Below are 26206 nucleotides of genomic sequence, written 5' to 3'. Positions count from 1 at the left end.
AAAACTTAAATATGGGCAAATAAAGGCTGCTTTTTAGAAAATTAATTATCAAAAAGGGCTGTTGTTTGTAAATAAGTTCAAATTTCAGCGTTTTTTTATGATCAAATCAGCCTTTAGATCTAAAAACACCTCAATTGTGGATAACATTTTTAGCTAAAGTCGATCTTAAAAGCTGTTTTGATCTGATTTTTTAGCTCGCTAAGTTAATTTGCGATCTGAGTTAGGGTGGTTTTTATCGTATTTCCGACTAGATCATAGAGCGAATTACCCAATGAAAACCGTTTTGCGCCACCAGCGAAAGCGGCTTTTGCTGAGTTAAAATTGTTCATAGCCATCACATTTAGTGGCATATCTATCGCGTTAGCTAAGCTGGTTATGTGCTCTATATTAGTTAAGCCAGGTACAAAAAGACCATCTGCACCTGCATCTTGATAAGCTTTTGCGCGCTTCAATGTGACTTTAAAAGGGCTGTCACTAACAAAGTAGGTATCGGTTCTGGCGTTAATAAATAAACTGCCGAAGCCATTTTCGTTAAGTACTTTCTTTATCTCACTAATAATAGTGCATTGCTGTTTGATAGATCTGAGTGCATTCGTGTCTTTGTCTGAGTCTTCAATGTTGATACCTGCAACCCCCAATTTTGCTAACGCAAGAACGTTTTGGCTAATTTGCAGCGGATCGTTACTGTATCCTGATTCTATATCGACAGAGAGTGGAATATGTATGTATTTGGTCAAGCTTTTAACCAGCGCTAACTGAGTTTGAAAAGAGATGTTCTCACCATCAGCTAAACCTAAACTTTCAGCAATGCCCCAGCTGGTTGTTGCTACAGCTTTAGCTCCTGCGGCCTGAATGAATTGTGCTGAACTAAGATCCCACGCATTAGCGAGTACAAAGCCTATTTGCTGGTGGTGTAATTGATGAAAGAGTTGATATTTGTCCATGACGTCCTCCGTTTAATGACATCGCTAGACTAATTGATTTGGGTTTAATTACTGGCTGGTTTCGGCCCTGAACCGATAATTGATTGCTGAATTAAAAACAAAAAAAAGAGTCGCAAGACTCTTTTTTATAATATTGATGACCGGAATTTATTTACCGATACAGAACGAACTAAAGATTTTTCCTAGCAAGTCATCAGAAGTAAATTCACCCGTTATCTCATTTAAGAACTGTTGTGTTAGGCGTAACTCTTCAGCCAGGATCTCACCAGCAATATGCATCTCTAATTGCTCTTTGCCTGTGTTTAAATGATAGGCTGCGTGATCAAGTGCATCTAAGTGACGACGGCGTGCCATAAATCCACCTTCAGTTGCCCCTTGGAAACCTATACATGCCTTTAAGTGAGTACGAACTAACTCTATACCTTCTGCATTTTTGGCACTTAAACGGATCACCGGATATTGTTCATGTTCATCCATTCCGACATTTTCACCGGAAATATCGGCTTTATTTCGGATCACAGTAACGCCCATACCCTCTGGTAACTTGGCCATAAATTCCGGCCAAATATCATGAGGGTCAGTGGCTGATGTGTCTGTGCCGTCTAACATAAATAGTACGCGATCGGCTTGGTTAATTTCTTCCCATGCGCGCTCTATACCAATTTGTTCTACTTTATCAGGGCTTTCGCGTAGGCCTGCGGTATCGATAATATGCAGTGGCATACCATCAATGTGGATATGTTCACGCAATACGTCACGTGTTGTACCGGCTATTTCGGTAACGATAGCTGCATCTCGGCCAGCTAATGCATTTAATAGGCTTGATTTACCAGCGTTAGGGCGACCTGCAATAACAACACGCATACCTTCACGCATGATGCTACCTTGTTTTGCTTGCTGAGTTACATTTTCTAATTGATCAATAATGGCATTGAGATCTGCTGATACTTTACCGTCTGATAGGAAGTCGATTTCTTCATCTGGAAAGTCAATAGCGGCTTCAACGTACATACGTAGGTGAATGACTTTTTCCACCAGCGTTTCGATGTGCTTAGAAAATTCACCTTGCAGAGATTGGAGGGCACTTTTTGCTGCCTGTTCACTGGTTGCATTGATGAGGTCGGCAATTGCCTCTGCTTGAGTTAAATCAAGCTTGTCATTCATAAATGCGCGCTCAGAGAACTCCCCCGGCTTTGCTAAACGAACACCGTCAATTTGGCTAATTTCTTTTAATAGCATATCAAGTACAACAGGACCGCCATGACCTTGCAGCTCAAGTACGTCTTCACCGGTAAATGAATTTGGTCCTTGGAAGTATATAGCAATACCTTGGTCAAGCTGCTCACCGCTCAAGCTTTTAAATGGCACATAGTCTGCGTAACGTGTTTTAGGACAACGGCCAATAATGTGCTCTGCCACTGTTTTAGCTAAGCTGCCAGAGACGCGAATAATACCAACCCCACCACGTCCTGGTGCGGTCGCTTGTGCTGCAATTGTGTCTTGATTAATCATGCGATGAAAAATGCCAATAAAAGAATGAATGCTGGCTCTATTGTAACCTATGGCTTAATTTCATGCGAATAGCTGTTTAACCAATGAAGTGTTAAAAGCGCATTGTAAGTAATACTTTATTTAGCTCCGATTAATAAAAAACGGCATTGCAAATGATAATTATATTCATTAATATGTTGCGCATTATTCATTTTGTCCCTTTTTATTATGCGTCTTTCTGCTGTTTTTATTGCACTTGCTGCTGGTTTTTCGGCCATTGTCCATGCTCAAACAGAAGTTACTACTTCTGATCAAACCAATTCTAAAGAGATCGAAAAAATAGAAGTTGTTGGCCGTGCGTTTTCTTTATATCGCCCAACCGAGTCAAGCTTTGCAACTCGTACAAATACACCTTTAGAGAAAATTCCTCAGTCAATCCAAATTCTGCCGCAGGAGCTGATCAGCGATCAGGCTGCTCGTCAAATTACCGACCTTTATAGCAATATTGCTGGCGTTAATGCTTTTAGTTATTCGGGCGTGACATTCCGTGGTTTTCGCCAAGATGAGATTTTATATGATGGCGTAAAGGGCGATCCTTTCAATGGCTTTGCTGTGCCGCAATTATTTAATATAGAACAAGTTGCGGTTTTAAAAGGGCCTGCTGGCGCTATATACGGTAGTGGTAATCCAGGCGGTATTATTAACTATGTAACTAAGAAGCCAAAATTCACCAGTGAGCACAGTATTGAAGTTGAAGTGGGTAATGATGACTTCTTCAGTGGGGCATTAGAAAGCACAGGAACATTGAGCGAATCACTTGATAACCATGCTTACCGTGTTGGCATTTACCGTGATACTGAAAAACCATTCCGTGCTAATACTAGCAGCGATAATACCATTGTTGATCTTGGTTATACTTGGCTCATAAATAGTACAACCGAATTGACCACTCAGTATACCTATATAGAGCAGGAGTTGGGTGGAGCACGTTTACGTGGTATAGCAGCAGATGATAATGGACATTTTCTGACTGATATTAGCTGGAACCATAACGAAGCTACTGACTTTCAAAATGTAGAAGCGCATGTCTATCAGGCGACTTTAAAACATGAATTTAATGATATTTGGCGAACAGATGTCACAACACGCTATTTTGATAACAAAGAAGTACAAAACTACCATGAGCCAAGAGGGCTTGTAGATACTGATGACGACGGTATTGTAGATTGGAGCCATCGTGAGTTTCGTGATCAAGTACGTGAAAACGAAGGCTTTAGTTTAACTGCTAATGCGATTGCAGAATTTATAATTGCAGACATGCAACATCAAGTGCTGCTTGGTAGTGACTGGTATGAGCATGACTTTGAAAGTGCTTACCGCACAGCAAAGCAACAGAGTAAAGGAGGCCCTGTACCAGGCCTTGCTCTTAACGATCCTGAATATGGTTTAACCTCTGCTGATGATTATGATCTTGATAGTATTAAACCAAGGTTAGGTAAAACAAATAGCACTCGCTTTGGTGCGTACTTGCAAGATCAGCTTGATATAACTGCAAATTGGAGTGTTACTGCTGGCTTAAGATATGACCGTTTTGAAGATAAAGATCTGTTAAATCAAACCGAGTTTTCTGATAGCGACTTAACCTACCGTATTGGTACCAGCTATAACATTAACAATATGTTCTTTCCTTATGCGCTTCATGGTACTGGCTTTGTACCACAGGGTGCCAGTGATCAAGAAACAGCAAAAGGCGGACCATTCTCGCCAGAGACTAGCCGTATTAATGAGTTAGGTTTAAGAACCAAATTATTAGAAGACATACTTGCTGTTAATATGGCTGTGTACGATATCGTACGTAAAAACATTCTGCAGCCTAGTTTATTGGGTGATGTCGCAGGCGACGGCGTTGATGACTTAGTTGCGGTGGGTGAAGTACAAAGTAAAGGTTTTGAACTAGAAGTGGTTGGTGATATCACTGAGCGCTGGGTGGTTACTGCAAGCTACGCCTATAATGATGCCCGTATTACTGAAGCAAATGACAGCATTCGTAACCAAATTCCTGATAGCGATAAATTTGCCAACGCACCGCAAAATACTTTAGGTATATGGACACGCTATGAGCTAGCTAGTTTATCGTCATCTATTTCTGCTGGTTTAGATTATGTTGATGAACAGCTTAGTTTAGGGGGTCAACGCGTTAAACCTTACACTATTTACAACATGGCGTGGCAAACAACCGTTGATAACTGGCAATGGCAGCTATCAGTTAAGAACTTGTTTGATAAAGAATACGCAAGCAGTGGCTTTATCGAGCGAACAGGGCACTTTCCTGGTGAACCACGCCGTGTCTATTTAAGTGCTAAATACAACTTTTAATGGTGGCGTGTGAACGCTAAAAGTTGGTTTAACTTACATTCATGGGCAGGACTCTTTGTTGGAGTCCTGCTTTTTGTTACCTGCGTATCGGGGACACTCGCTACGTTAAGTCATGAACTCGAATACTTAACAGACGCTAAGTACCGTGCTTTAACTTCTTCTGCCTCTACTAACTACCAAGCTCTCGAAAACACCCTTAATAAGCATTATCCGCAAGCTCAGTTACTCTATATACAACGTCATAAGCAAGATTACCTAGCCACTGAAGCGGCCCTTAAAGTCGGTGATTCATTTCGTTTTGTGTATTTAGATGCAGCAACGGGTCGCTTACTCGGTGAAGGTGAGTGGGCGCGGATATCGCGGTTTTTACGTAACTGGCATATGAACTTGTCGATGGGCTGGACGGGTAAACTAATCGTCACCAGTTTGAGTGTTTTACTCGTTATTTTATTGGTTTCGAGTTTTTATGTGTATCGGCGCTGGTGGCAAGGTTTTATAAAAAAACCTGCTGCGCTTAGCCTTGATAAGCGCAGTAGTTGGTCTGATTGGCATAAGCTGTTAGGGCTTTGGAGTTTATGGTTTATTGCTGTGATGGCCATCACAGGGGGTTGGTATCTGATAGAACATGGACTGCAAACCGCGAAGGTACCTCACTATGTATCTAGTCCACAAGCCTTGAGTGAGTTTAAAAAACAAAGTCCTCGCAAAGGTCTATCGCCAATTAGTTTAGCTGCTGCTTATGAAGCCGCTCAACAGGCATTTACTAGCCTTGATATTCGCTATATTCGTTATCCTAATGAAGCAAATCAGCCTATTGAAGTGCGTGGTTACAACGATGATATTTTACTACGCCTACGTGCTAACCGGGTTTATTTAAAACCAAGTTCCGGTGAAGTTCTTGGTATACAAAAAGGGGAAGAACTAAACCTGCTTCCACGAATTAAAGACACCGCAGATCCGCTGCACTTTGGTAACTTTGCAGGAATTGGTACCAAGCTTATTTGGGGATTATTTGGTGCATTGATGAGCTTTGTAAGCGCTGCTGGCATCTATATGAGTTGGCTTAGGGTTAAGCGTAAAACAACGACTGGAAAGTGGCTTGGTTTATCTGGGGTGATTGCAATCGGTTTGGTGGTTGCTTCGCTGCTAACTACAAGTTTGAGCTTTACTGAACGTAGTATGCCCAATCAAGTTTATTCTCCTATACTCGGTTAGCTATTTTCAGGCATTAAAAAAGGCGCAGTTAGCGCCTTTTTTATTGGGTTAAGAGTTTAGCCTCTTACCTTAATACCTTTTTTCTCCATACCGCGGTAGATGATTAGCATCTGTGCGATTGAGATAAGGTTCGATACTAACCAGTAAAGTACTAGGCCAGATGGGAACCACAAGAAGAAAATAGAGAATACTACTGGCATAAAGGTCATCATTTTTTGCTGCATAGGGTCAGTAACCGTCATAGGTTGCAGCTTTTGAGTGATGAACATACTTAAACCAAATAAAACCGGTAATACGTAGTATGGGTCCATTGCTGATAAGTCATTTAACCATAAAAAGAATTCAGCATGACGTAGCTCTGTTGATTCTAAGAATACGTAGAATAATGCTAAGAAGATTGGCATTTGTAGTAACAGCGGGAAACAGCCACCCATAGGGTTCACTTTTTCTTTGCGGTACATTTCCATCATAGCTTGACCGAATTTTTGACGGTCATCACCATACTTCTCTTTTAGCGCAGCCATTTTAGGCTGTAATGCACGCATCTTCGCCATTGACGTGTATTGTGCTTTTGTTAGCGGGTACATTGCTGTCTTAACGATAACCGTGATTGCAATGATAGCTAGACCCCAGTTACCTAGAATGCTGTGTAACCACTTAAGTAATACGAATAGTGGTTGTGAGATAAACCATAACCAACCGTAGTCTACGGTTAAATCTAAGTCTGGGTGAATTGCTTCTAGTACGTCAGACTCTTTCGGGCCCATATAGTAAGTTGAGCTAAGTGTTGCTTGCGTACCCGCTTGTACGTTAACTGCTTCACCTTTAGTACCAATAATTGCCGCATTACCAGATACAAGCTTAGTGTAAAGAGTGTTTTGTTGGTCTTGCTTAGGTACCCATGCACTTACAAAGTAGTGTTGAATAAATGCAATGTAGCCGCCAGATGTAGTGATATTAAGGTTCTTATCAGCCATATCTGAGAAGCTGTACTTTTCATATGGCTCTTCTTCAGTACCATATGCGCCGCCTAAGTAGTTTTGATCTACTAAACTACCTTTTTCTTGTACTGTGCGTTTTACTTGCGTGTATAACTGAACTTGAATTGGATCAGCTGTTACGTTGTTTACTGTGTACTCTAAATCTACAGCGTAGTCGCCTTTTTTGAAGATATAAGTTTTAGTAAACGTCACACCTTTACTGTCAGTAAACTCAAGTGGTACACGTAGCTCATCACCCGTTAAAGTGAATGCTTTTTGTGTGGTTTTATAAACAGGGCGGCCTTTCAGGGTTGTCTCTGGGCCATTTAAACCAATTAAGCCACTTTGCGAGAAGTATTGGTTACCGTCAAACTCACCAAGTAGCATGAAAGGTGTTTCACCGCCTTTTACCTCTTCGTACTGAAGTAAGTCTGCTTCAATAATGTCACCACCTTGGGTGTCAATTTTAACAGTGAATACATCAGTTGTTACATCGATAACTGAGCGCTTTGCTGTCGTTACAGCTGGAACTTCACCGTCAGATGATGCTGGAATAAAGTCATCAGATTCCGGTGTAGTTGCGCCTAGTGTTTGTGTTGTGGCACTTGGATCAGCTTTTGGTGCGTTGTAGTCGTTATTCCATTCTTGAAATAATAAAAACGACACAAGCATCAAGCCGATTAATAAAAACGTGCGTTGCGATTCCATAACAGCTCTTATTTCTCGTGTTGGTGGTTAATATGATTTTTTGCCGGTACGGGATCATCCCCACCAGCATGTAAAGGGTGGCATTTTAATATGCGTTTAACAGCTAACCAACTGCCTTTTACACTTCCATGCAAATTAATTGCTTGAATAGCGTAACTAGAGCAGGTTGGATTAAAACGACAATGCGGGCCTAATAGTGGGCTTATCCATTTTTGATAGCCGCGTATTAGCATGACTAAACAGCGCTTTGGAATAGCAACAAGTGGTTTAAGTAACCTCATGATGTGTCTGCCCCTGCGTTAATTTAGTCAATGGATACCATGAATTTAAATTCCCATCGTAGAATTTTAAATGCATGATTAAAAGGTGAGCTAAAGATACCTTAATTAAGCCTGTAATTCTATTGCTATCAGGCTTGTTTATTAGATTTAGCTGATTTATTCGGGCGTTTTTTAAATGGTGGTGGTTTAGGTGCACCAGGCTTGCAGCGTTCGTTAATTTTTCGCCACAATTTATTTAGTTGCTTTGTTAGCTCTTCGTTGGACTGTTCATCAATACCACTTTTAACCATAAGCACAATATCAATGTTATCGATTTTATGTTGATTTAAACGGAAACTTTCGCGAGCAAGTCGTTTAATTCGATTACGTTGACAGGCTTTTTTAACGCGTTTTTTTGCGACCGTAAGACCTAATCGAGGATTAGTTTGGTCATTGCGTTTAGCTAATAGAGTAAAGAAAGGAGTCGCAGCGCGTGCTGGTTCATTAAAGATTCGAGAGTAATGCGAGGGAGTTAACAGACGTAACTCCCTGCTGAAGCTAAAGTCTTCCACTTATATTAAGCAGAAAGAACTTTACGGCCTTTAGCACGACGACGAGCTAATACTTTACGGCCATTTGCTGATGCCATACGAGCACGGAAACCGTGTGTACGTTTGCGTTTTAAAACGCTAGGTTGAAAAGTTCTTTTCATAACAATTCCATCCGATCGGTTAAGGTTAAAACATCCTATGCAGGTCGCGATCCTGGCACAGGTGCCATTGCGAGCGCGAGATATTATAGATGAAGACAATAAAAGTCAATCATTAAAACGCTGCAGAGGTAGTAATTATAAAGGATCCTTTTTCGTGATCATATAGGATCATCATAAATAAGAAGTTTTCCACAGCCTCTGTATAAAAAGTGAATAAAAGCTTGGGAAAAGCCAATTCGATCGTAGAATTTGATCGCGATCTGCCTGCAAATTTGTTATGATCACTGTTCGAGCTTAAAAAATAAATTTCTTAAAAATCAGTGTTTTATTCTTTTATGTTGCTGAGATCATATTTTTCATAAAAATCAATCTTGTACTTGTGGATAAAGTACCTTCATAATAGTCGGTCTGGGCCAAGAAAGTTGGTCAAAGATTAGCAATAAATGTTTGATTTTCCATCATTAAAGATGAACGGGAATAAAAATTAAATCTCTGGGAGTTTAACTGTGTATCTGTCGGTTTGGCAAAGTTGTTTATATGTATTGCAAGATGAATTGCCTTCACAGCAATTCAGTATGTGGGTAAGACCACTTCAAGCAGAAAGTACCGAAGATACGTTGACTATATATGCACCTAACCGTTTCGTTTTGGATTGGGTGAGAGAAAAGTATTTAAACCGTATTAATGAACTACTCGTTGAAATTTGTGGTGATGAAGCACCTGAGCTACGTTTTGATGTTGGTAGTAAACCAATTTTAAATGCCCAAGTGGCATCAGCACCGGCTGCTTCAGAAGCTAGCGCATCTGTTCCACAACAAGCTGCCGAAAAGCAACAGCCAAAGCCTGAAAAAGCAGCGGTAGAACCTGCACCAAAATCAGGTTATAAATCAAACATTAAAGAAAATTATACTTTTGATAGCTTTGTTGAAGGTAAATCAAACCAATTAGCAAAAGCTGCAGCGACTCAAGTTGCAGATAACCCAGGTTCAGCATTTAACCCTGTATTTATATACGGTGGTACGGGCTTAGGTAAAACTCACTTATTACATGCTGTTGGTAACGGTATTATGGCAAATAAGCCAGACGCTAAAATTGTCTATATGCACTCAGAGCGATTTGTGCAAGATATGGTTAAAGCGCTGCAAAATAATGCCATTGAAGAATTTAAACGTTATTACCGAAGTGTTGATGCATTGATGATCGATGATATTCAATTTTTCGCTAATAAAGAGCGCTCACAAGAAGAGTTTTTCCATACCTTCAACGCTTTACTTGAAGGAAATCAACAGATTATATTAACTTCAGACCGCTATCCCAAAGAGATAGAAGGGGTTGAAGATCGCCTTAAATCACGTTTTGGTTGGGGTTTAACAATTGCTATTGAGCCGCCAGAACTTGAAACGCGCGTTGCCATTTTGATGAAAAAAGCGCAGCAAAGTAAAATTAATTTACCCCATGAAGTGGCCTTTTTTATCGCTAAAAAATTGCGTTCAAATGTGCGTGAATTAGAAGGGGCGTTAAACCGCGTTATTGCTAATGCAAACTTTACTGGTCGTCCGATTTCGATCGACTTTGTAAAAGAAGCCCTGCGAGACTTACTTGCTCTGCAAGATAAACTGGTAACGATAGATAATATCCAACGTACAGTTGCTGAGTATTACCGCATTCGTGTGTCAGACTTATTATCTAAACGTCGAAGCCGTTCAGTAGCAAGACCACGTCAAGTGGCCATGGCATTATCAAAAGAACTTACAAATCACAGTTTACCTGAGATTGGCGACGCTTTTGGTGGTCGCGATCACACAACTGTATTACACGCTTGTCGTAAAGTTAAATCACTACGTGATGAAAGCCACGAAGTGAAAGAAGATTATCAAAACTTAATAAGAACCTTGTCATCTTAAGGCCGACTTTATTATGCAAATAACAATATCAAGAGAGCAATTTTTAAAACCTTTAGTTCAAGTGTCTGGTGCGATTGAGCGTAAGCACACCTTACCTATTTTATCGAACGTACTTTTAGTTGTTGAAAACGGACAACTTTCGATGACGGGTACCGATCTTGAAATTGAGTTAGTGGCGAGTGTGTTTGTAGGTGAAGATACCACTGATACGCAACTCACTTTACCAGCTAAAAAGTTACTCGATATTTGTAAAAGTTTACCTGATGGCTCAGACCTTACGTTAAGTAGCCAAGATCATCAGTTACTACTAACCAGTGGTAAAAGCCGTTTTTCTTTAACAACGCTTGCCGCTGAAGATTTTCCGAATCTTGAGCAGTGGGATGGTGAAGTTGAATTTCAACTAACGCGTTTAGAGTTACGCAAGCTTTTAGAAAGCACGCATTTTTCTATGGCGAATCAAGACGTACGTTATTATTTAAACGGTATGTCTTTTGAAGTTGATAACGCAGATATTAAAACAGTGGCTACAGATGGTCACCGTTTGGCGATTGCACAAAAGCAATTACCGCAATCATTAAATACGCAACGTCAGTTAATTATTCCACGTAAAGGTGTACAAGAAATTATGCGCCTAATGGTGGCTGATGATGAGCTAGTTACCATTCAATTCGGTGCTAATCATATTCGTATTATTGATACTGAATTTACGTTTACCAGTAAACTAGTTGATGGTCGTTTCCCTGATTATCGTCGAGTATTGCCGCGTGGTGGTGACAAGGTGATTACTGCTAACCGTGAATGGCTACGTAGTGCTTTTCAGCGAGTGTCTATTTTATCGAATGAAAAGTTCCGTGGCGTACGTTTAAACCTGTCTGAAGGTTTATTAAAAATTACAGCAAACAACCCTGAGCAAGAACAAGCTGAAGAGGTCGTTGAAGTAATGTACCAAGGCGGCGAACTTGAAATTGGCTTTAACGTTTCTTATGTCCTTGATGTACTTAATACATTAAAAACAGAAGATGTTACGTTTACGCTTGCAGATTCTAATAGCAGTGCGCTAATTGAAGGTGCGGGTGACGAAGAAGCTATGTACGTTGTTATGCCGATGCGCCTATAAGCTTATATGAGTTTAAGTCATTTAAGCCTCAATAATTTTCGGAATATTGAGGCGCTGACACTTGAGCCGGTTAATGGCATAAACATTATCTACGGCGAAAATGGCAGCGGAAAAACTAGTCTCCTTGAGGCGATTTATTTCCTTTCTCACGGTAAATCATTTCGTACCGCCAAACATAAAAATATCATTCAGCATCAACAAGACAAGTTTGTGATACATGGTCGAAAAGCACTACACGACTTGTCTATCCCAATTGGTATTAGTAAAAACCAAGCGGGTGAAACATCTTTAAAGATTCAGGGAAAAACGAGCCGTAAAATTTCTGAATTAGCGCAGCTAGTACCGGTGCAAGTTATTACACCTGAAAGCTATTCATTGTTTTTTGGTGGCCCAAAAGAGCGTAGAAAATTTCTCGATTTAGGATTGTTCCACGTGGAACATGACTTTTTTTATTTATGGCAGTCCTTTAATAAAGTACTGAAACAACGCAATGCTTTATTAAAAAGTAAACCTCGAGATTATTTCGAACAGATCAAGTTTTGGGATAAAGAATTTGTTAGACTAGCTGAACAAATAAATAATTTAAGAATCGCGTATATAAGTAGGTTTAAGCAGCAGTTTTTTGATAAAATGTGTGCAGAATTAACGCTTGTAAGCGATTTAGAAATTAACTTTCATGCGGGCTGGAAAGAGAGTGAAACGCTCTCAGAGGCGCTTGAGCAAAGCTTTGAACGTGATGCCAAACAAGGTTTCACAAGTAAGGGGCCGCATAAAGCTGATTTTAGTTTTAGTGTTTCTGGTAACAGTGTAGAAAATACATTTTCTCGTGGTCAATTGAAGCTCTTGCTTTATGCGTTAAAAGTAACGCAAAATAGCTTAATTGAGTCAGAAACAGATAAGCAATCTATATTGCTAATAGATGACTTACCTTCAGAACTGGGTGAAGATACAAAAGAAAAAGTGGGTCAGCTTTTGACTCATTGCGATTCGCAACTTTTTATCTCATCAATTTTATCTGAAAGTATTTCTGCTGTGGTGGAACCCATGCAACGAGAACTAAAAATGTTCCACGTGAAACATGGCAACCTAATAACAAGATAAGTGGGATTAACCATGTCTGAGAATTACGATTCGTCGAGTATTAAAGTACTTAAAGGATTAGACGCAGTAAGAAAGCGTCCAGGAATGTATATAGGGGACACCGATGACGGTACAGGCCTACACCACATGGTGTTTGAGGTTGTTGATAACTCTATCGATGAAGCCTTAGCTGGTCATTGTGATGATATTTTTGTAACGATTCACTTAGACGGTTCAGTCTCTGTAAGAGATAACGGTCGTGGTATTCCTACATCTATTCACGAAGAAGAAGGTGTTTCTGCGGCTGAAGTTATCATGACGGTACTTCACGCTGGTGGTAAGTTCGATGATAACTCATATAAAGTATCGGGTGGCTTACACGGTGTAGGTGTTTCGGTTGTAAATGCGCTATCTGAAAAACTACAACTGACAATTCGTCGTGAAGGCAAAATTCACCAACAAACTTATACTATGGGTGTACCAGATGCACCATTAGCTGTAATTGGTGATGCAACTGACACCGGTACTGAATTACGTTTTTGGCCAAGCGGTGAAACATTCACTGACTTAAACTTCCACTACGATATTTTAGCAAAGCGTTTACGTGAGCTTTCGTTCTTAAACTCTGGTGTAAGTATCATTCTTACCGATGAGCGTGAAGAAGCTAAAAATGACCACTTTAAATATGAAGGTGGTATTCAGGCATTCGTAGAATATCTAAACCGTAACAAAACACCTGTACATAAAAGTGTTTTCCACTTTACTCATGAGCGTGAAGAAGACGGTATTAGTGTAGAAGTATCAATGCAGTGGAACGATGGTTTCCAAGAAAGCATTTATTGTTTTACAAACAACATTCCACAACGTGATGGTGGTACGCACTTAGCTGGCTTTAGAGCCGCATTAACGCGTACGCTAAATAACTACATGGAAAAAGAAGGCTTTAACAAAAAAGCGAAAACAACAAGCAATGCAACGGGTGATGACGCTCGTGAAGGCTTAACTGCAGTTGTAAGTGTTAAAGTACCTGATCCTAAGTTCTCATCACAAACTAAAGATAAACTAGTATCAAGTGAAGTGAAATCTGCTGTAGAGCAAGCAATGGCAGAAAAACTAACAGAGTTCTTATTAGAAAATCCTGTTGATGCTAAAACTGTTGTTGGCAAAATCATTGATGCAGCACGTGCACGTGAAGCAGCTCGTAAAGCGCGTGAAATGACACGTCGTAAAGGCGCAATGGATTTAGCCGGTTTACCAGGTAAATTGGCTGATTGCCAAGAAAAAGATCCAGCACTTTCAGAACTATACATAGTGGAGGGTGACTCTGCAGGTGGTTCAGCTAAGCAGGGTCGTAACCGCAAAAATCAAGCTATCTTGCCACTTAAAGGTAAGATTCTTAACGTTGAAAAAGCACGCTTTGATAAGATGCTTTCTTCGCAAGAAGTAGCGACATTAATCACAGCATTAGGTTGTGGTATTGGTCGTGATGAATATGACCCTGAAAAGCTTCGTTATCATCGTATCATTATTATGACCGATGCGGACGTGGATGGTTCTCACATTCGTACCTTGCTACTGACTTTCTTCTACCGTCAAATGCCAGAGATTGTAGAAAAAGGCTTTATCTATATTGCGCAACCACCACTTTATAAAGTGAAAAAAGGTAAGCAAGAACGCTACATTAAAGATGACCCAGCGCTTGTTGATTACCTAACGTCATTAGCATTGAACAATGCTGCACTGTATACGAGTGAAGGTGCAACTGCACTTGAAGGTGAAGAATTAGAAAGAATTGTTCACGATTATCAAAATACAGTAAAAGTAATTGAACGTTTAAAACGTAAATATCCAAATTCGGTTATGGAACGTTTAATCTATCAAAGCGAAATTACAGAAGCTGATTTAGCAAATGAAGCAAAAGTAAAAGAGTGGACTAACACGCTTGTTGAAGACTTAATTGCACGCGATGAAGATGCAACTATTTTCCACGCGAGCACTGAGCACGATACAGAACGCAACATGTATTATCCTGTTGTGAATATTCGCCAACATGGTGTGGACAAAGCGCATGTATTGAACTTCGACTTCATTACATCTCGTGACTACAAACGCATTGCAGCGACAGGTGTTAACATTGCTAACTTACTTGAAGAAGGCGCATATATTCAACGTGGTGAGAAAACTCATGCTGTTGATAACTTTGTTGATGCATTAGAGTGGTTAATTAGTGAATCGAAACGTGGCCTTTATATCCAACGCTATAAAGGACTAGGTGAGATGAACCCAGATCAACTTTGGGAAACCACCATGGACCCAGGCGCACGTCGTATGTTGAAAGTAACAATTGAAGATGCGGTTGCAGCTGACCAATTGTTCGCGACACTAATGGGTGACCAAGTTGAACCTCGTCGTGACTTCATTGAAACGAATGCACTACGTGTAGTTAACTTAGACGTGTAAAGTTAGAATTGATAATTAAAAAGGAGCCAACTGGCTCCTTTTTTTATTGCTGAAAAAGCACAAACTGCTTAAAACCTTACTGCACACAAGGTATACTGAGAGCAATTTTCAGACTAAACGCACCAGATACTATAAGCCAAATATGCAAAAATATGACGTTAAAACCTTCCAAGGTTTGATCCTGGCTTTACAGGACTATTGGGCACAGCAAGGCTGTGTGATTGCTCAACCACTCGATATGGAAGTGGGAGCAGGGACATTTCATCCGTTAACTTTCTTAAAGTCGATTGGTCCAGAGCCAATGTCGAGCGCGTATGTTCAACCATGCCGTCGTCCAACTGATGGTCGTTATGGTGAAAACCCAAACCGCTTACAACATTACTACCAATTCCAAGTAGTATTAAAACCATCACCAGAGAACATCCAAGAGCTCTATTTAGGCTCTTTAGCTGCGGTAGGTATCGATACGCTAACTGACGAAGTTCGCTTCGTAGAAGACAACTGGGAGTCGCCTACATTAGGTGCTTGGGGTCTAGGTTGGGAAATCTGGTTGAACGGCATGGAAGTGACGCAGTTCACTTACTTCCAACAAGTAGGTGGCCTAGAGTGCTCACCAGTAACAGGTGAGATCACGTATGGTCTTGAGCGTTTAGCAATGTACATTCAGGGCGTAGATAGTATCTATGACCTTGTATGGGCAGATGGTCCTATGGGTCGTGTCACATACGGTGATGTATTCCATCAAAATGAAGTAGAGCAATCGGCTTATAACTTCGAACAAGCGGATGTTGAGTTCTTATTTGCACAGTTTGATCACTGTGAAAAAGAAAGCGAAAAGCTAATTGAAGCAGGCTTACCATTACCAGCTTATGAGCAAGTAATGAAAGCATCACATGCGTTTAACTTATTAGACGCTCGTCACGCTATCTCAGTAACAGAACGTCAACGTTATATCTTACGTGTTCGTGCTTTATCTAAAGCATGTGCGCAAAGTTACTATGATGCCCGTGAAGCTCTTGGTTTCCCGCTTTGTAAGGATTAAGAATTAGCATGTCAGCAGAAAATTTATTAGTAGAAATTGGCACTGAAGAGTTGCCACCGAAAGCACTTCGTAAACTTGCTGAGTCGTTTGCTGAGAACTTAGCAGCTGAGCTTGCAAGCTTAGAATTAGCTCATCAAGGCGTTAATTGGTACGCATCACCACGTCGTTTAGGTTTACGTGTTACTGCACTTGAAGCTAAACAAAGTGATAAGGTTGTAGAAAAACGCGGCCCTGCAGTAGCAGCGGCTTTTGACGCAGATGGCAACCCAACTAAAGCCGCAATGGGTTGGGCTCGTGGTTGTGGCATCGATGTAAGCGACGCACAAACGCTAGAAACAGATAAAGGTGCTTGGTTATTACACAAAGCACAGGTTGAAGGTCAAGCAACTACCTCGCTTATGAGCGATGCTGTAAACAAAGCGCTTGCTAAATTACCTATCCCTAAACCAATGCGTTGGGGTGCAAATAAAACACAATTTATCCGCCCAGTGCACACTGCGACTATTTTATTTGGTAGCACGCTAATCGAAGGTGAAATCCTTGGTAAGCAAGTTGGCAACCAATTACAAGGTCACCGTTTCCATCATCCAGAAAAAGTAACAATTAACCACGCAGATGACGTGTTTGATGTTCTTAAATCTGCTTATGTTGTCGCTGACTTCGAAGCGCGTAAAGCACAAATTCGCGAACAAATTGAAGCAGCAGCTAGCGCTGTAAATGCAAAAGTAGCGATGGATGAAGACTTACTTGAAGAAGTAACATCCTTGGTTGAATGGCCAGTAACGCTGACAGCAACATTCGAAGAAGCATTTTTAGATGTTCCTTCAGAAGCGCTTATCTATACTATGAAGGACGACCAAAAGTACTTCCCGTTATTAGACCAAGATGGCAACTTACTAAACAAGTTCCTATTTGTTTCAAATATCGAAAGTAAAGATCCAAGCGTGGTAATTGCTGGTAACGAAAAAGTTGTTCGTCCTCGTTTAGCGGATGCGCAGTTCTTCTACGAAACAGATAAGAAGAAAACGCTAGAGAGCCGTTTAGAATCGCTAGATACTGTTTTATTCCAAAAGCAATTGGGTACGTTAAAAGACAAATCTGAGCGTATCAGTGAACTTGCAGGTTACATTGCGGAGCAATTAGGTGCCGATGCCGAGCTGGCTAAGCGTGCAGGTTTATTAAGTAAAACAGACTTAATGACCGAAATGGTGATGGAGTTTACCGACGTACAAGGTGTAATGGGTATGCATTATGCTCGTCACGACGGTGAAGCCGAAGAAGTTGCACTAGCGCAAAATGAACAATATATGCCTCGCTTCGCGGGTGATAATTTACCAACCAATGTGATCAGCTGTGCAGTAGCAATTGCTGATAAGTTTGATACGCTGGTGGGTATTTTTGGTATTGGTCAAGCGCCAAAAGGCGACAAAGACCCATTTGCACTACGCCGTGCAGCTATCGGTGCATTACGCATCATGGTTGAAAAATCATTACCGCTAGATATCTTAGACCTTGTTGCTAAGTCACAAACGCTATTCGGTGAAAAGCTAACGAACCTAAACGTATCAACAGATGTGTTTGAGTTTATGTTAGGTCGTTTCCGCGCATGGTATCAAGATGAAGGTATCGAAGTTGATGTCATTCAAGCCGTACTAGCACGTCGCCCAACTAAACCAGTTGATTTCGACCGCCGTGTTAAAGCGGTAAGTCACTTCCGTACATTAGACGCTGCAGAAGCGCTTGCAGCAGCAAATAAACGTGTAAGCAATATCTTGGCTAAGAATGACATCACAACACAAGGTGATGTGAATGAGAGCCTATTAAGCGATGACGCAGAAAAAGTATTAGCGTCACACGTTGCTAAGTTTGCAACTGAGCTTGCACCTTTATATGCAAATGGCGATTACCAAGAAGCATTGTCACAACTTGCGGGTATCCGTGAGAGTGTTGATAACTTCTTCGATAACGTTATGGTAATGGCCGATGACGAAGCGGTTAAACAAAACCGTTTAGCATTGTTAAGCCAACTAAGCCGTCTGTTTTTAGATATTGCTGATATTTCTGTACTTCAGAAGTAAGCAGTAGCCAATTAATAAAAGCCAGCTCAGTGCTGGCTTTTTTGTAGCATAAGGAATAGTAATGAAACGTGTAATTACTTTAGCATTAGCAGGCTTATTAACAGCCTGTTCTAGCCAAATGCAAATGCCAAGCATTGACGATATTCTGCCAAGTAAAGAGCTTGACCGTACTATGTACTTACGTGGTGATTTTACCTTGTGGGATGCCGAGCCGCAGTATCAATTAGAGCAAGTTGCACCAGGCATATTCCAAACCGACGTTAAGTTTTCTACACCTGGTAAGGTTTATGAATTCAAAGTAGCGGATGCAGATTTTAGCGAAGGCTATAACTGTGGTTACAGTGATATGGACCCAGCAGGGCAATCATTAGTGCTAGGCCAAGCCGCCAATGCAGACTGTAATACCATCTACAATTATTTCAGCTTTAAACCCGCTGCAAAAGGCGTGTATGTAGTGAGCTTTGATTACCGTAACAGTAATCAACCAAAAGTGACGGTAACCCGAAAGTAAAGCTCTAAACTTTCAGCTGTCAGTTTGAAGCCGATTGAGTGAGCATATGATATTGATTTAATGCTCACTCTTAATTTTAATAGTTTAACGTAACTCGTTATAGCCCTTTCTTCACCAAGTATCGATACGGTGCTTGTTCTACATCTTTAGCCAGAAGTGTGTGATCCATAAAAGTACAAAAGCTTGGAATATCACGGGTAGTTGATGGGTCATCGGCGATGATAAGTAATGTTTCACCATCTTTCATTTTACGCACTGCGCCACGCACCATCATGACAGGTTCTGGACAACGAAGGCCAAGTGCATCTAATTGGTGATCGGGATTATCAAAACTCATGGCTGACCTTTTGAATGAAAGAGACAATTAATAAGCGGCTATTTTAACTTTCTATTGCCGCCTGTTTCAATAACCTAAAGCAAAGCAAATAAAAAAGGCGCACTGAGCAAATCAGTGCGCCTTTTTATCACCAAGATGTTTGGTGTGAGCTCGTTACTCTACGCGCTCAAATACAGTTGCAATACCTTGACCTAAACCAATACACATAGTTGCTAGACCGTATTTAGCGTTCTTGTCTTCCATTAGGTGAACAAGCGTTGTGCTAATACGTGAACCAGAACAACCTAGTGGGTGACCAAGTGCAATTGCACCACCATTTAGGTTAACTTTTTCATCTACCACATCCATCAGACCTAGGTCTTTTAATACTGGTAGAGATTGTGCTGCGAATGCTTCGTTCAGCTCTGCAACATCGATATCGTCAATTGTGATACCTGCTTGTTGAAGTGCTTTTTGCGATGCCGGAACAGGACCATAACCCATAATTGATGGATCGCAACCTGCAACAGCCATTGATTTAATACGCGCACGAATTGGTAAACCAAGTTCTTTTGCTTTCTCTTCGCTCATGACAAGCATTGCTGACGCGCCGTCAGAAAGTGCAGATGAAGTACCTGCAGTTACGCTACCTGATGCTGGATTGAATACAGGGCGTAGTTGCGATAAGCCTTCAACAGTCGTCTCAGGACGAATTACTTCATCGTCTTCAACTAAGATTAAAGAACCATCTGCATCGTGACCTTCCATTGCTAGGATTTCACGGCGGAAACGACCTTCAACTGTTGCAGCGTGTGCACGTTGGTGTGAACGGTAAGCAAATTCGTCTTGCTGCTGACGGCTAATGCCGTGAAGCGTTGCAAGGTATTCAGCAGTTAAACCCATTACGCCAGCAGCTTGTGCTACAGACGTTGATAAACCTGGGTGAAAATCATTACCATGAGTCATAGGTACGTGACCCATGTGTTCAACACCACCAATGATGTAGGTATCGCCAGCGCCAGTCATAATAGCGCGTGCTGCATCATGTAATGCTTGCATTGATGAACCACATAAACGGTTAACCGTTACCGCTGGTACAGAGTGAGGGATACCGGCTAGTAATGCCGCATTACGAGCAATGTTGAAACCTTGCTCTAACGTTTGTTGAACACAGCCCCAGTAAATATCATCAATTGATGCTGGATCAACGGCTGGGTTACGGTCTAACAAACCTTTCATTAAGTGAGCACTTAAATCTTCCGCACGCTTGTTTTTGAATACGCCGTTCTTTGAACGACCCATTGGTGTGCGGATACAATCTACGATTACTGGATTATTCATGTTTCTTATCCTTCCACCTTATAGAATACACGGCCTTCTTCGGCCCACTTGCGAGTTTCATCTGATACTTGGTAAATCGCACCTAAGTGAGCGTACTTGTCTGCTGTTGCAACAAAGTTCGCTAAACCAGTTTGATCTAAGTAACGGAATGCACCGCCTCTAAATGGAGGGAAACCAATGCCGTAAATTAGCGCCATGTCAGCTTCTTGTGGTGACGCTACGATACCCTCTTGTAAACAAAGTAGTACTTCGTTGATCATAGGAATCATACAACGGTCAATGATTTCTTGTTTGTCGAAATCTTTAGGTGCATCAGTGATAGCACTTAGTAGCTCAGTTGCTGTTGCATCTTTTGCTTTTTTCAGGCGACCACGACGGTCCGGCGCGTATTGGTAGAAACCAGCACCATTTTTCTGACCAAAGCGTTTTTCGTTTGCAAATACAGTAACAGGGTCTTTATCTTGGCGAGCCATACGCTCAGGGAAGCCGTCAGCCATTACACCAGTACAGTGGTAAGCTGTATCGATACCTACAACATCAAGTAGATATGCAGGACCCATTGGCCAACCAAATACATTTTCCATTACTTTATCAACTTTAGTGAAGTCAGCACCTTCAACAACAAGTTTGCTGAAACCTGCAAAGTAAGGGAATAGTACGCGGTTAACAAAGAAACCAGGGCAGTCGTTTACAACGATAGGTGATTTACCAAGTTTTAATGCGTAATCAACAACTGCATTAATTGTTGCTTCTGAAGTTTTTTCACCACGGATGATTTCTACTAATGGCATTTTCGGCACAGGGTTAAAGAAGTGCATACCACAGAAGTTTTCTGGTTTTTCAAGTGCAGATGCTAACTCGTCAATACGAATAGTTGACGTATTTGAAGTTAGGATAGTGCCTGCTGGTAAGTCTTTTTCAAGACCCGCAAGAACAGCTTGCTTCACTTTAGGGTTTTCAACCACGGCTTCAACAACGATATCAGCACTTTGTAGGTCTGCATCATTTAACGTTGGTTTGATCTTGCCTAAGGTGGCAACCATCTTATCCATCGCCATATGGCCACGTTGTACTTTCTTACCTAGTAGCTTAGATGCTTCGCCCATACCTAAATCAAGTGCATCTTGGTTGATGTCTTTCATGATAATAGGTGTGCCTTTATAAGCAGACTGGTAAGCAATACCGCCACCCATAATACCTGCACCTAATACAGCTGCTTGTTTGATCTCAAGCCCACTGTGTTTAGCTTGCTTCTTCGCTTTACCTTTAATGTATTGGTCAGCTAAGAAAATACCGGTTTGCGCGGCAGCTTCGCTTGTTGCTGCAAGTTTAGCAAAGTTAGCGTTTTCAATAGCCATTGCTTCAGCGCGTTCACAGTTTGCAGCAGCTTTGATTGTTTTTACAGCCATAACAGGTGCTGGGTAATGACCTTTTGTCTGACCCATTACCATACCTTCTGCCATAGCAAAGCTCATACCTTGCTCAACACGGTTCATTTTCAGTGGCTGTAATTTTACTTGTCGTTTTGCTTGCCAATCTAGCTTGCCAGCAATTGCTTGCTCAAGTGTTGCAATACTTGACTCTAAAAGTTTGTCAGCACTAACTACCGCGTCAAACGCACCTACTTTTAGGGCATCCGCAGCACGGTTTTCTTTACCTGTAGTGATCCATGTCATCGCATTATCAGCGCCAATAAGGCGTGGCAGGCGAACTGTGCCACCAAAACCAGGCATAATGCCTAATTTAACTTCTGGTAGGCCAATTTTAGCGTTAGAGCTAGCAACGCGATAATCGGTAGCAAGTGCCCACTCACATCCACCACCAAGCGCCATGCCGTTTACCGCACTTAGGGTTGGGAAAGGTAAATCTTCAATTGCGTCAAAAACATCAGTTGCATTTTTGATCCATGCAACTAGTTCTTCTTGAGGTTTAGTGAAAGTAGGTAAAAATTCGAAAATATCGGCACCGATAATGAAATGATCTTTATCGCTGGTGAACACCATGCCTTTGATATCTGAGTTTGTTGCCAATTCTTTTAATGCTAAAGCGCAATCTTGCAAGGTTTGCTGCGAAAGTTTATTTACTGAGCCGTCTGCACAGAACTTAAACTCGGCGATGTTGTCCTTGATGAAAGCAACTTCAAATGAATCGCTTTTATATAACATTATTATTCTCCCTAGTTTATTAACTAAGACTGGTACGATGAGTTTGCATTTCAATCAGTGTGCTTGCTTTAAAATGAAAATGCAACGAAAAATTTACTGCGCTTTATCGCGATTGGTTAAAATATAGCTGGTTTGGTGCTAAGGTGTAGCAGAAGTTTTTTGTTATTAATTCTTTAATTTTTGTTAAAGGTCATCATGAAAAAACAACTCCTTGGTTGGACAGCTGCCGCATTACTTTTTCCTTTTTTTGCAGCTGAAGCCAACGATAAACATGACGCTTTTTTAAAAGCAGAAAAAAAGGCGCGTTACGGTGATTATCAAGACATGAAAGAGGCAGCAAATGGACTTGATCATCCGTTGAAACCTTATGTCGAAAAGGCATATTGGCAACGCAACCCAAGCCTTAAACACCAAACGGAAATAGAGAACTATCTTAATATTTATCAAAACACGCCACTAGAATGGCCTGTACGAAAGGCATGGCTTAATTACTTAAAAAAGTACAACAAGAAAGCTGCATATATTCGAAATTATCGCGAAACGAGCAATAACGAATTAACGTGCCCTTACTTAAGCTTTCAATTGGACTTGGGGGCACCTGAAAAAGCCATAATGAACCAAGTTACTGATTTATGGGTTGTTGGGGAGTCACAGCCAAAAGAGTGTGATGGATTATTCTCGTTGTGGAAGAAAAAGGGTTACCAAACCCAAGAGCGAGTTTGGCAGCGTATTAGTCTGGCTGCTGAAGGGGGCTCATCAAGCTTAATTCCTTACTTAAAAACATTATTGCCTCGGGCTGATCAATATTTAGCTGATTTATATTTAAAGGTACGAAGAGACCCAAGTGCTGCTGCGGGTCTTTATCGCTACAAGAAAAAGTCGACTAAAGAAGGGCAAATTGCACTCTATGGGGTTAAGCGCTTAGTATGGCGAGATAAAGATTTGGCATTACGAGCTTGGGAAAAGCTCGAAGCTATGTTCGATTACACCGACGAGCAAAAAGCCGATGTTTACTACAGCTTTGCGCTTTCGCTTGCCTCGAGCGGTCATCAACAAGCACGCTTTTGGTTAAACAAAGTACCTAAAGAGCGCCAAACTCGTAAACTAATGCAATGGCAGCTAGGGAACATGCTAGAGAGACAAGATTGGTCTGGCATTGTGGCGTTTTTCACGGGTAAAGAAAACCTGAGTTTGGGTCAACAATATTGGTTGGCATATAGCTTAAATCAACGTGGTGACGTCGAGCGAGCTCGTGAAATTTGGCAAACGGTGGCTAAAGAACGTGATTATTACGGCTTTTTAGCATCTGCACGCTTGGGTATTCCGGTTAGTTTAAATAACAAAGATATCAATATTAGTAATAAGCTTAAGCTTGAAGTGGCAAATGCCCCTGGTTTTAAGCGAGCTCGCGCCTTGTATGAGCTTGAGCGTTATACATCTGCGCGTCGTGAATGGAATTATTTAACGGATACATCTACTAAAGAAGAAAAGCTTGCTGCGTCTTTACTTGCTGCTGAGCTAGATTGGTACGACAGCACTATTTATACCTTGGCGCAAATAAAAGAGTGGGATTATGTCGATTTACGTTTCCCATTTGCGTTTAAAGATGTGTTTGCCACTTATAGCAACCGCAGCCATATCGATGTTGCTTGGAGTATTGCTATCTCGCGTCGAGAAAGCTCTTTTGCGCCAGATGCACGCTCTCATGCCAATGCTCATGGTTTGATGCAGTTGTTACCAAGTACTGCTAAGTATATGAATAAGAGTACAGTGTCACGCAGGCAGTTATATCAGCCTCGTACTAATATACGTCTAGGTAGTGAATATTTGCAGTATTTGAAAAAGAAAAATCATGGCAATGAAATCCTTGCTACGGCTTCTTACAATGCAGGTTATCATCGCATTAAACGCTGGATCCCAGAGCAAGCAATGCCAGCTGAACTGTGGATAGAGTTAATTCCTTATACCGAAACACGAAACTACGTTAAGAATGTGTTTGCCTACAGACAGGTTTATCACACTCGATTAGGTCGTGACGGCAATGTATTGGCACCGATCCTAGATATGTCGATGGGTGGTTAAACAAGATGTGTCACACTATCCTCCCTCAGTTGGGGGATAGTGCTGGCTATGTTAGACTGCTAACAAGTTAAATTTACTAAAGATGGGTTTACTATGGATAAATTAGCGGTGTTATACGCCGAACATATTGCAACCTTGCAACAACGCACTCGTACAATCACAGAGCGTGAAGGTTTAGAAGGGTTAGTAATTCACTCAGGTCAGGCTAAACGTCAGTTTTTAGATGACATGTATTATCCGTTTAAGGTGAATCCGCAATTTAAAGCTTGGTTACCAGTAATCGACAACCCACATTGCTGGATTGTGGTTGATGGTGCATCTAAGCCAAAACTGATTTTTTATCGTCCTGTGGACTTTTGGCATAAAGTGCCTGACGAACCGCGTGATTTTTGGGCTGAGTATTTTGATATTGAATTATTAGTACAGCCAGATCAGGTCGAAAAGCTGCTTCCTTATGATAAAGAAAAATTTGCCTATATCGGTGAATACCTAGAAGTAGCACAAGCGCTGGGCTTTAGCATTATGAACCCAGAGCCAGTAATGAATTACCTACACTTTCATCGCGCTTATAAAACCCAGTACGAGCTTGAGTGTTTACGTCAAGCTAACCGAATCGCGGTAGATGGCCACAAAGCTGCACGTGATACTTTTTTTGCTGGTGGTTCAGAGTTTGATATTCAGCAAGCTTACCTCATGGCAACGCGTCAGAGTGAAAACGAAATGCCTTACGGTAATATCGTTGCGCTAAATGAAAACTGTGCAATTTTACACTACACGCATTTTGAGCCTAAAGCGCCGCATTCACATCATTCTTTTCTTATTGATGCTGGTGCGAACTTTAATGGCTATGCGGCTGATATCACGCGTACTTATGACTTTAAAAAGTCGGGTGAATTTAGCGATTTAATTAAAGTAATGACAGAGCATCAAATTGCTTTAGGTAAAGCATTAAAGCCTGGCTTGTTATATGGTGAATTGCATTTAGATTGCCACCAGCGTGTAGCGCAAGTGCTAAGCGACTTTAATATTGTGAAATTACCAGCAGCTGAAATTGTTGAACGTGGTATTACTTCTACTTTCTTCCCGCATGGTCTTGGTCATCACCTTGGCTTACAAGTACACGATATGGGTGGCTTTATGGCTGATGATACTGGTGCACACCAAGCTCCGCCAGAAGGTCATCCATTCCTTCGTTGTACTCGATTAATTGAAAAGAACCAAGTATTTACTATTGAACCTGGTTTATACTTTATCGACTCATTATTAGGTGACCTTGCGCAAACAGACAACAAGCAGTTCATAAACTGGGAAAAAGTTGAAGCGCTTAAGCCATTCGGCGGTATCCGTATTGAAGATAACATCATCGTTCATGAAGATAGCCTAGAAAACATGACCCGTGATCTACACTTAGATTAACGATTTAG

The 26206-nt window shown here is 41.2% G+C and carries 20 protein-coding genes; 11 read left to right on the top strand and 9 right to left on the bottom strand.

Annotated features, from left to right (window positions below):
• Window positions 1–203: 203 nt before the first annotated feature.
• Together EVU92_RS04170 and mnmE are read right to left on the bottom strand one after the other, a co-directional pair.
• Window positions 204–944 carry an isocitrate lyase/phosphoenolpyruvate mutase family protein gene (locus EVU92_RS04170; RefSeq protein WP_130050131.1) on the bottom strand — a complete coding sequence of 247 codons (741 nt, stop codon included), beginning with the start codon at window positions 942–944 and terminating at the stop codon, window positions 204–206.
• A 147-nt stretch (window positions 945–1091) separates the two neighbouring features.
• A complete protein-coding gene (gene mnmE, locus EVU92_RS04165) occupies window positions 1092–2456 on the bottom strand; it encodes a tRNA uridine-5-carboxymethylaminomethyl(34) synthesis GTPase MnmE (RefSeq protein ID WP_130050130.1) in 1365 nt (454 codons plus the stop codon).
• A gap of 207 nt (window positions 2457–2663) precedes the next feature.
• On the opposite strand from mnmE, the gene EVU92_RS04160 reads away from it, so the two are divergent.
• Together EVU92_RS04160 and EVU92_RS04155 are read left to right on the top strand one after the other, a co-directional pair.
• Complete coding sequence (locus EVU92_RS04160; RefSeq protein WP_130050129.1) at window positions 2664–4811, top strand: TonB-dependent siderophore receptor; 2148 nt, start codon at window positions 2664–2666, stop codon at window positions 4809–4811.
• Between the two features lie 9 nt (window positions 4812–4820).
• Entirely contained in the window at window positions 4821–6026 is a 1206-nt protein-coding gene (locus EVU92_RS04155; RefSeq protein WP_130050128.1) for a PepSY-associated TM helix domain-containing protein, read from the top strand.
• A gap of 56 nt (window positions 6027–6082) precedes the next feature.
• Here EVU92_RS04155 and yidC read toward each other — a convergent pair whose 3' ends face one another.
• The 4 genes from yidC to rpmH form a co-directional block, all read right to left on the bottom strand.
• The gene (gene yidC / locus EVU92_RS04150; protein WP_130050127.1) at window positions 6083–7714 is read right to left on the bottom strand and encodes a membrane protein insertase YidC; all 1632 of its coding nucleotides are present in this window, start codon (window positions 7712–7714) and stop codon (window positions 6083–6085) included.
• An 8-nt stretch (window positions 7715–7722) separates the two neighbouring features.
• The gene (yidD, locus tag EVU92_RS04145) at window positions 7723–7995 is read right to left on the bottom strand and encodes a membrane protein insertion efficiency factor YidD (RefSeq protein WP_054563758.1); all 273 of its coding nucleotides are present in this window, start codon (window positions 7993–7995) and stop codon (window positions 7723–7725) included.
• 128 nt (window positions 7996–8123) lie between these two features.
• Window positions 8124–8546 carry a ribonuclease P protein component gene (gene rnpA / locus EVU92_RS04140; RefSeq protein ID WP_130050126.1) on the bottom strand — a complete coding sequence of 141 codons (423 nt, stop codon included), beginning with the start codon at window positions 8544–8546 and terminating at the stop codon, window positions 8124–8126.
• A gap of 5 nt (window positions 8547–8551) precedes the next feature.
• Entirely contained in the window at window positions 8552–8686 is a 135-nt protein-coding gene (gene rpmH / locus EVU92_RS04135) for a 50S ribosomal protein L34 (protein WP_045980711.1), read from the bottom strand.
• A 506-nt stretch (window positions 8687–9192) separates the two neighbouring features.
• On the opposite strand from rpmH, the gene dnaA reads away from it, so the two are divergent.
• The 7 genes from dnaA to EVU92_RS04100 all read left to right on the top strand — a co-directional run bounded on the left by dnaA (window position 9193) and on the right by EVU92_RS04100 (window position 18878).
• Window positions 9193–10590 (top strand): chromosomal replication initiator protein DnaA, encoded by a 1398-nt coding sequence (gene dnaA, locus EVU92_RS04130; protein WP_130050125.1) that lies wholly within the window; start codon window positions 9193–9195, stop codon window positions 10588–10590.
• A gap of 13 nt (window positions 10591–10603) precedes the next feature.
• A complete protein-coding gene (gene dnaN, locus EVU92_RS04125) occupies window positions 10604–11707 on the top strand; it encodes a DNA polymerase III subunit beta (RefSeq protein WP_054563760.1) in 1104 nt (367 codons plus the stop codon).
• Between the two features lie 6 nt (window positions 11708–11713).
• Window positions 11714–12808 (top strand): DNA replication/repair protein RecF, encoded by a 1095-nt coding sequence (recF, locus tag EVU92_RS04120; RefSeq protein ID WP_054563761.1) that lies wholly within the window; start codon window positions 11714–11716, stop codon window positions 12806–12808.
• 12 nt (window positions 12809–12820) lie between these two features.
• Window positions 12821–15247, top strand: a complete 2427-nt coding sequence (gyrB, locus tag EVU92_RS04115) for a DNA topoisomerase (ATP-hydrolyzing) subunit B (protein WP_130050124.1) — start codon at window positions 12821–12823, stop codon at window positions 15245–15247.
• A 142-nt stretch (window positions 15248–15389) separates the two neighbouring features.
• Window positions 15390–16289, top strand: coding sequence for a glycine--tRNA ligase subunit alpha (gene glyQ, locus EVU92_RS04110; protein WP_054554789.1), 900 nt, complete (start codon window positions 15390–15392; stop codon window positions 16287–16289).
• A gap of 8 nt (window positions 16290–16297) precedes the next feature.
• On the top strand, window positions 16298–18367 hold the full coding sequence (glyS, locus tag EVU92_RS04105) for a glycine--tRNA ligase subunit beta (protein ID WP_130050123.1): 2070 nt from the start codon (window positions 16298–16300) through the stop codon (window positions 18365–18367).
• Window positions 18368–18428: 61 nt separating this feature from the next.
• Window positions 18429–18878 (top strand): hypothetical protein, encoded by a 450-nt coding sequence (locus EVU92_RS04100; protein WP_054554787.1) that lies wholly within the window; start codon window positions 18429–18431, stop codon window positions 18876–18878.
• 97 nt (window positions 18879–18975) lie between these two features.
• Here the strand turns inward: EVU92_RS04100 and tusA are convergent, their stop codons facing one another.
• The 3 genes from tusA to fadB form a co-directional block, all read right to left on the bottom strand.
• Complete coding sequence (gene tusA / locus EVU92_RS04095) at window positions 18976–19215, bottom strand: sulfurtransferase TusA (RefSeq protein WP_130050122.1); 240 nt, start codon at window positions 19213–19215, stop codon at window positions 18976–18978.
• 153 nt (window positions 19216–19368) lie between these two features.
• Window positions 19369–20535 carry an acetyl-CoA C-acyltransferase FadA gene (fadA, locus tag EVU92_RS04090; protein WP_130050121.1) on the bottom strand — a complete coding sequence of 389 codons (1167 nt, stop codon included), beginning with the start codon at window positions 20533–20535 and terminating at the stop codon, window positions 19369–19371.
• A gap of 5 nt (window positions 20536–20540) precedes the next feature.
• Window positions 20541–22700 (bottom strand): fatty acid oxidation complex subunit alpha FadB, encoded by a 2160-nt coding sequence (fadB, locus tag EVU92_RS04085; RefSeq protein WP_130050120.1) that lies wholly within the window; start codon window positions 22698–22700, stop codon window positions 20541–20543.
• A 195-nt stretch (window positions 22701–22895) separates the two neighbouring features.
• Here fadB and EVU92_RS04080 point away from each other — a divergent pair, with 195 nt between their 5' ends.
• Window positions 22896–24782: a transglycosylase SLT domain-containing protein gene (locus EVU92_RS04080; RefSeq protein ID WP_130050119.1), complete on the top strand. Its 1887-nt coding sequence runs from the start codon at window positions 22896–22898 to the stop codon at window positions 24780–24782.
• A gap of 93 nt (window positions 24783–24875) precedes the next feature.
• Entirely contained in the window at window positions 24876–26198 is a 1323-nt protein-coding gene (pepQ, locus tag EVU92_RS04075; protein WP_130050118.1) for a Xaa-Pro dipeptidase, read from the top strand.
• Window positions 26199–26206: the final 8 nt, after the last annotated feature.

The sequence above is a fragment of the Pseudoalteromonas sp. MEBiC 03485 genome (assembly GCF_004195145.1).
GTDB classification, from domain to species: domain Bacteria; phylum Pseudomonadota; class Gammaproteobacteria; order Enterobacterales; family Alteromonadaceae; genus Pseudoalteromonas; species Pseudoalteromonas apostichopi.
Note: the sequence above shows the minus strand (reverse complement) of the source record. Positions and strands in the feature narration are given on the sequence as shown.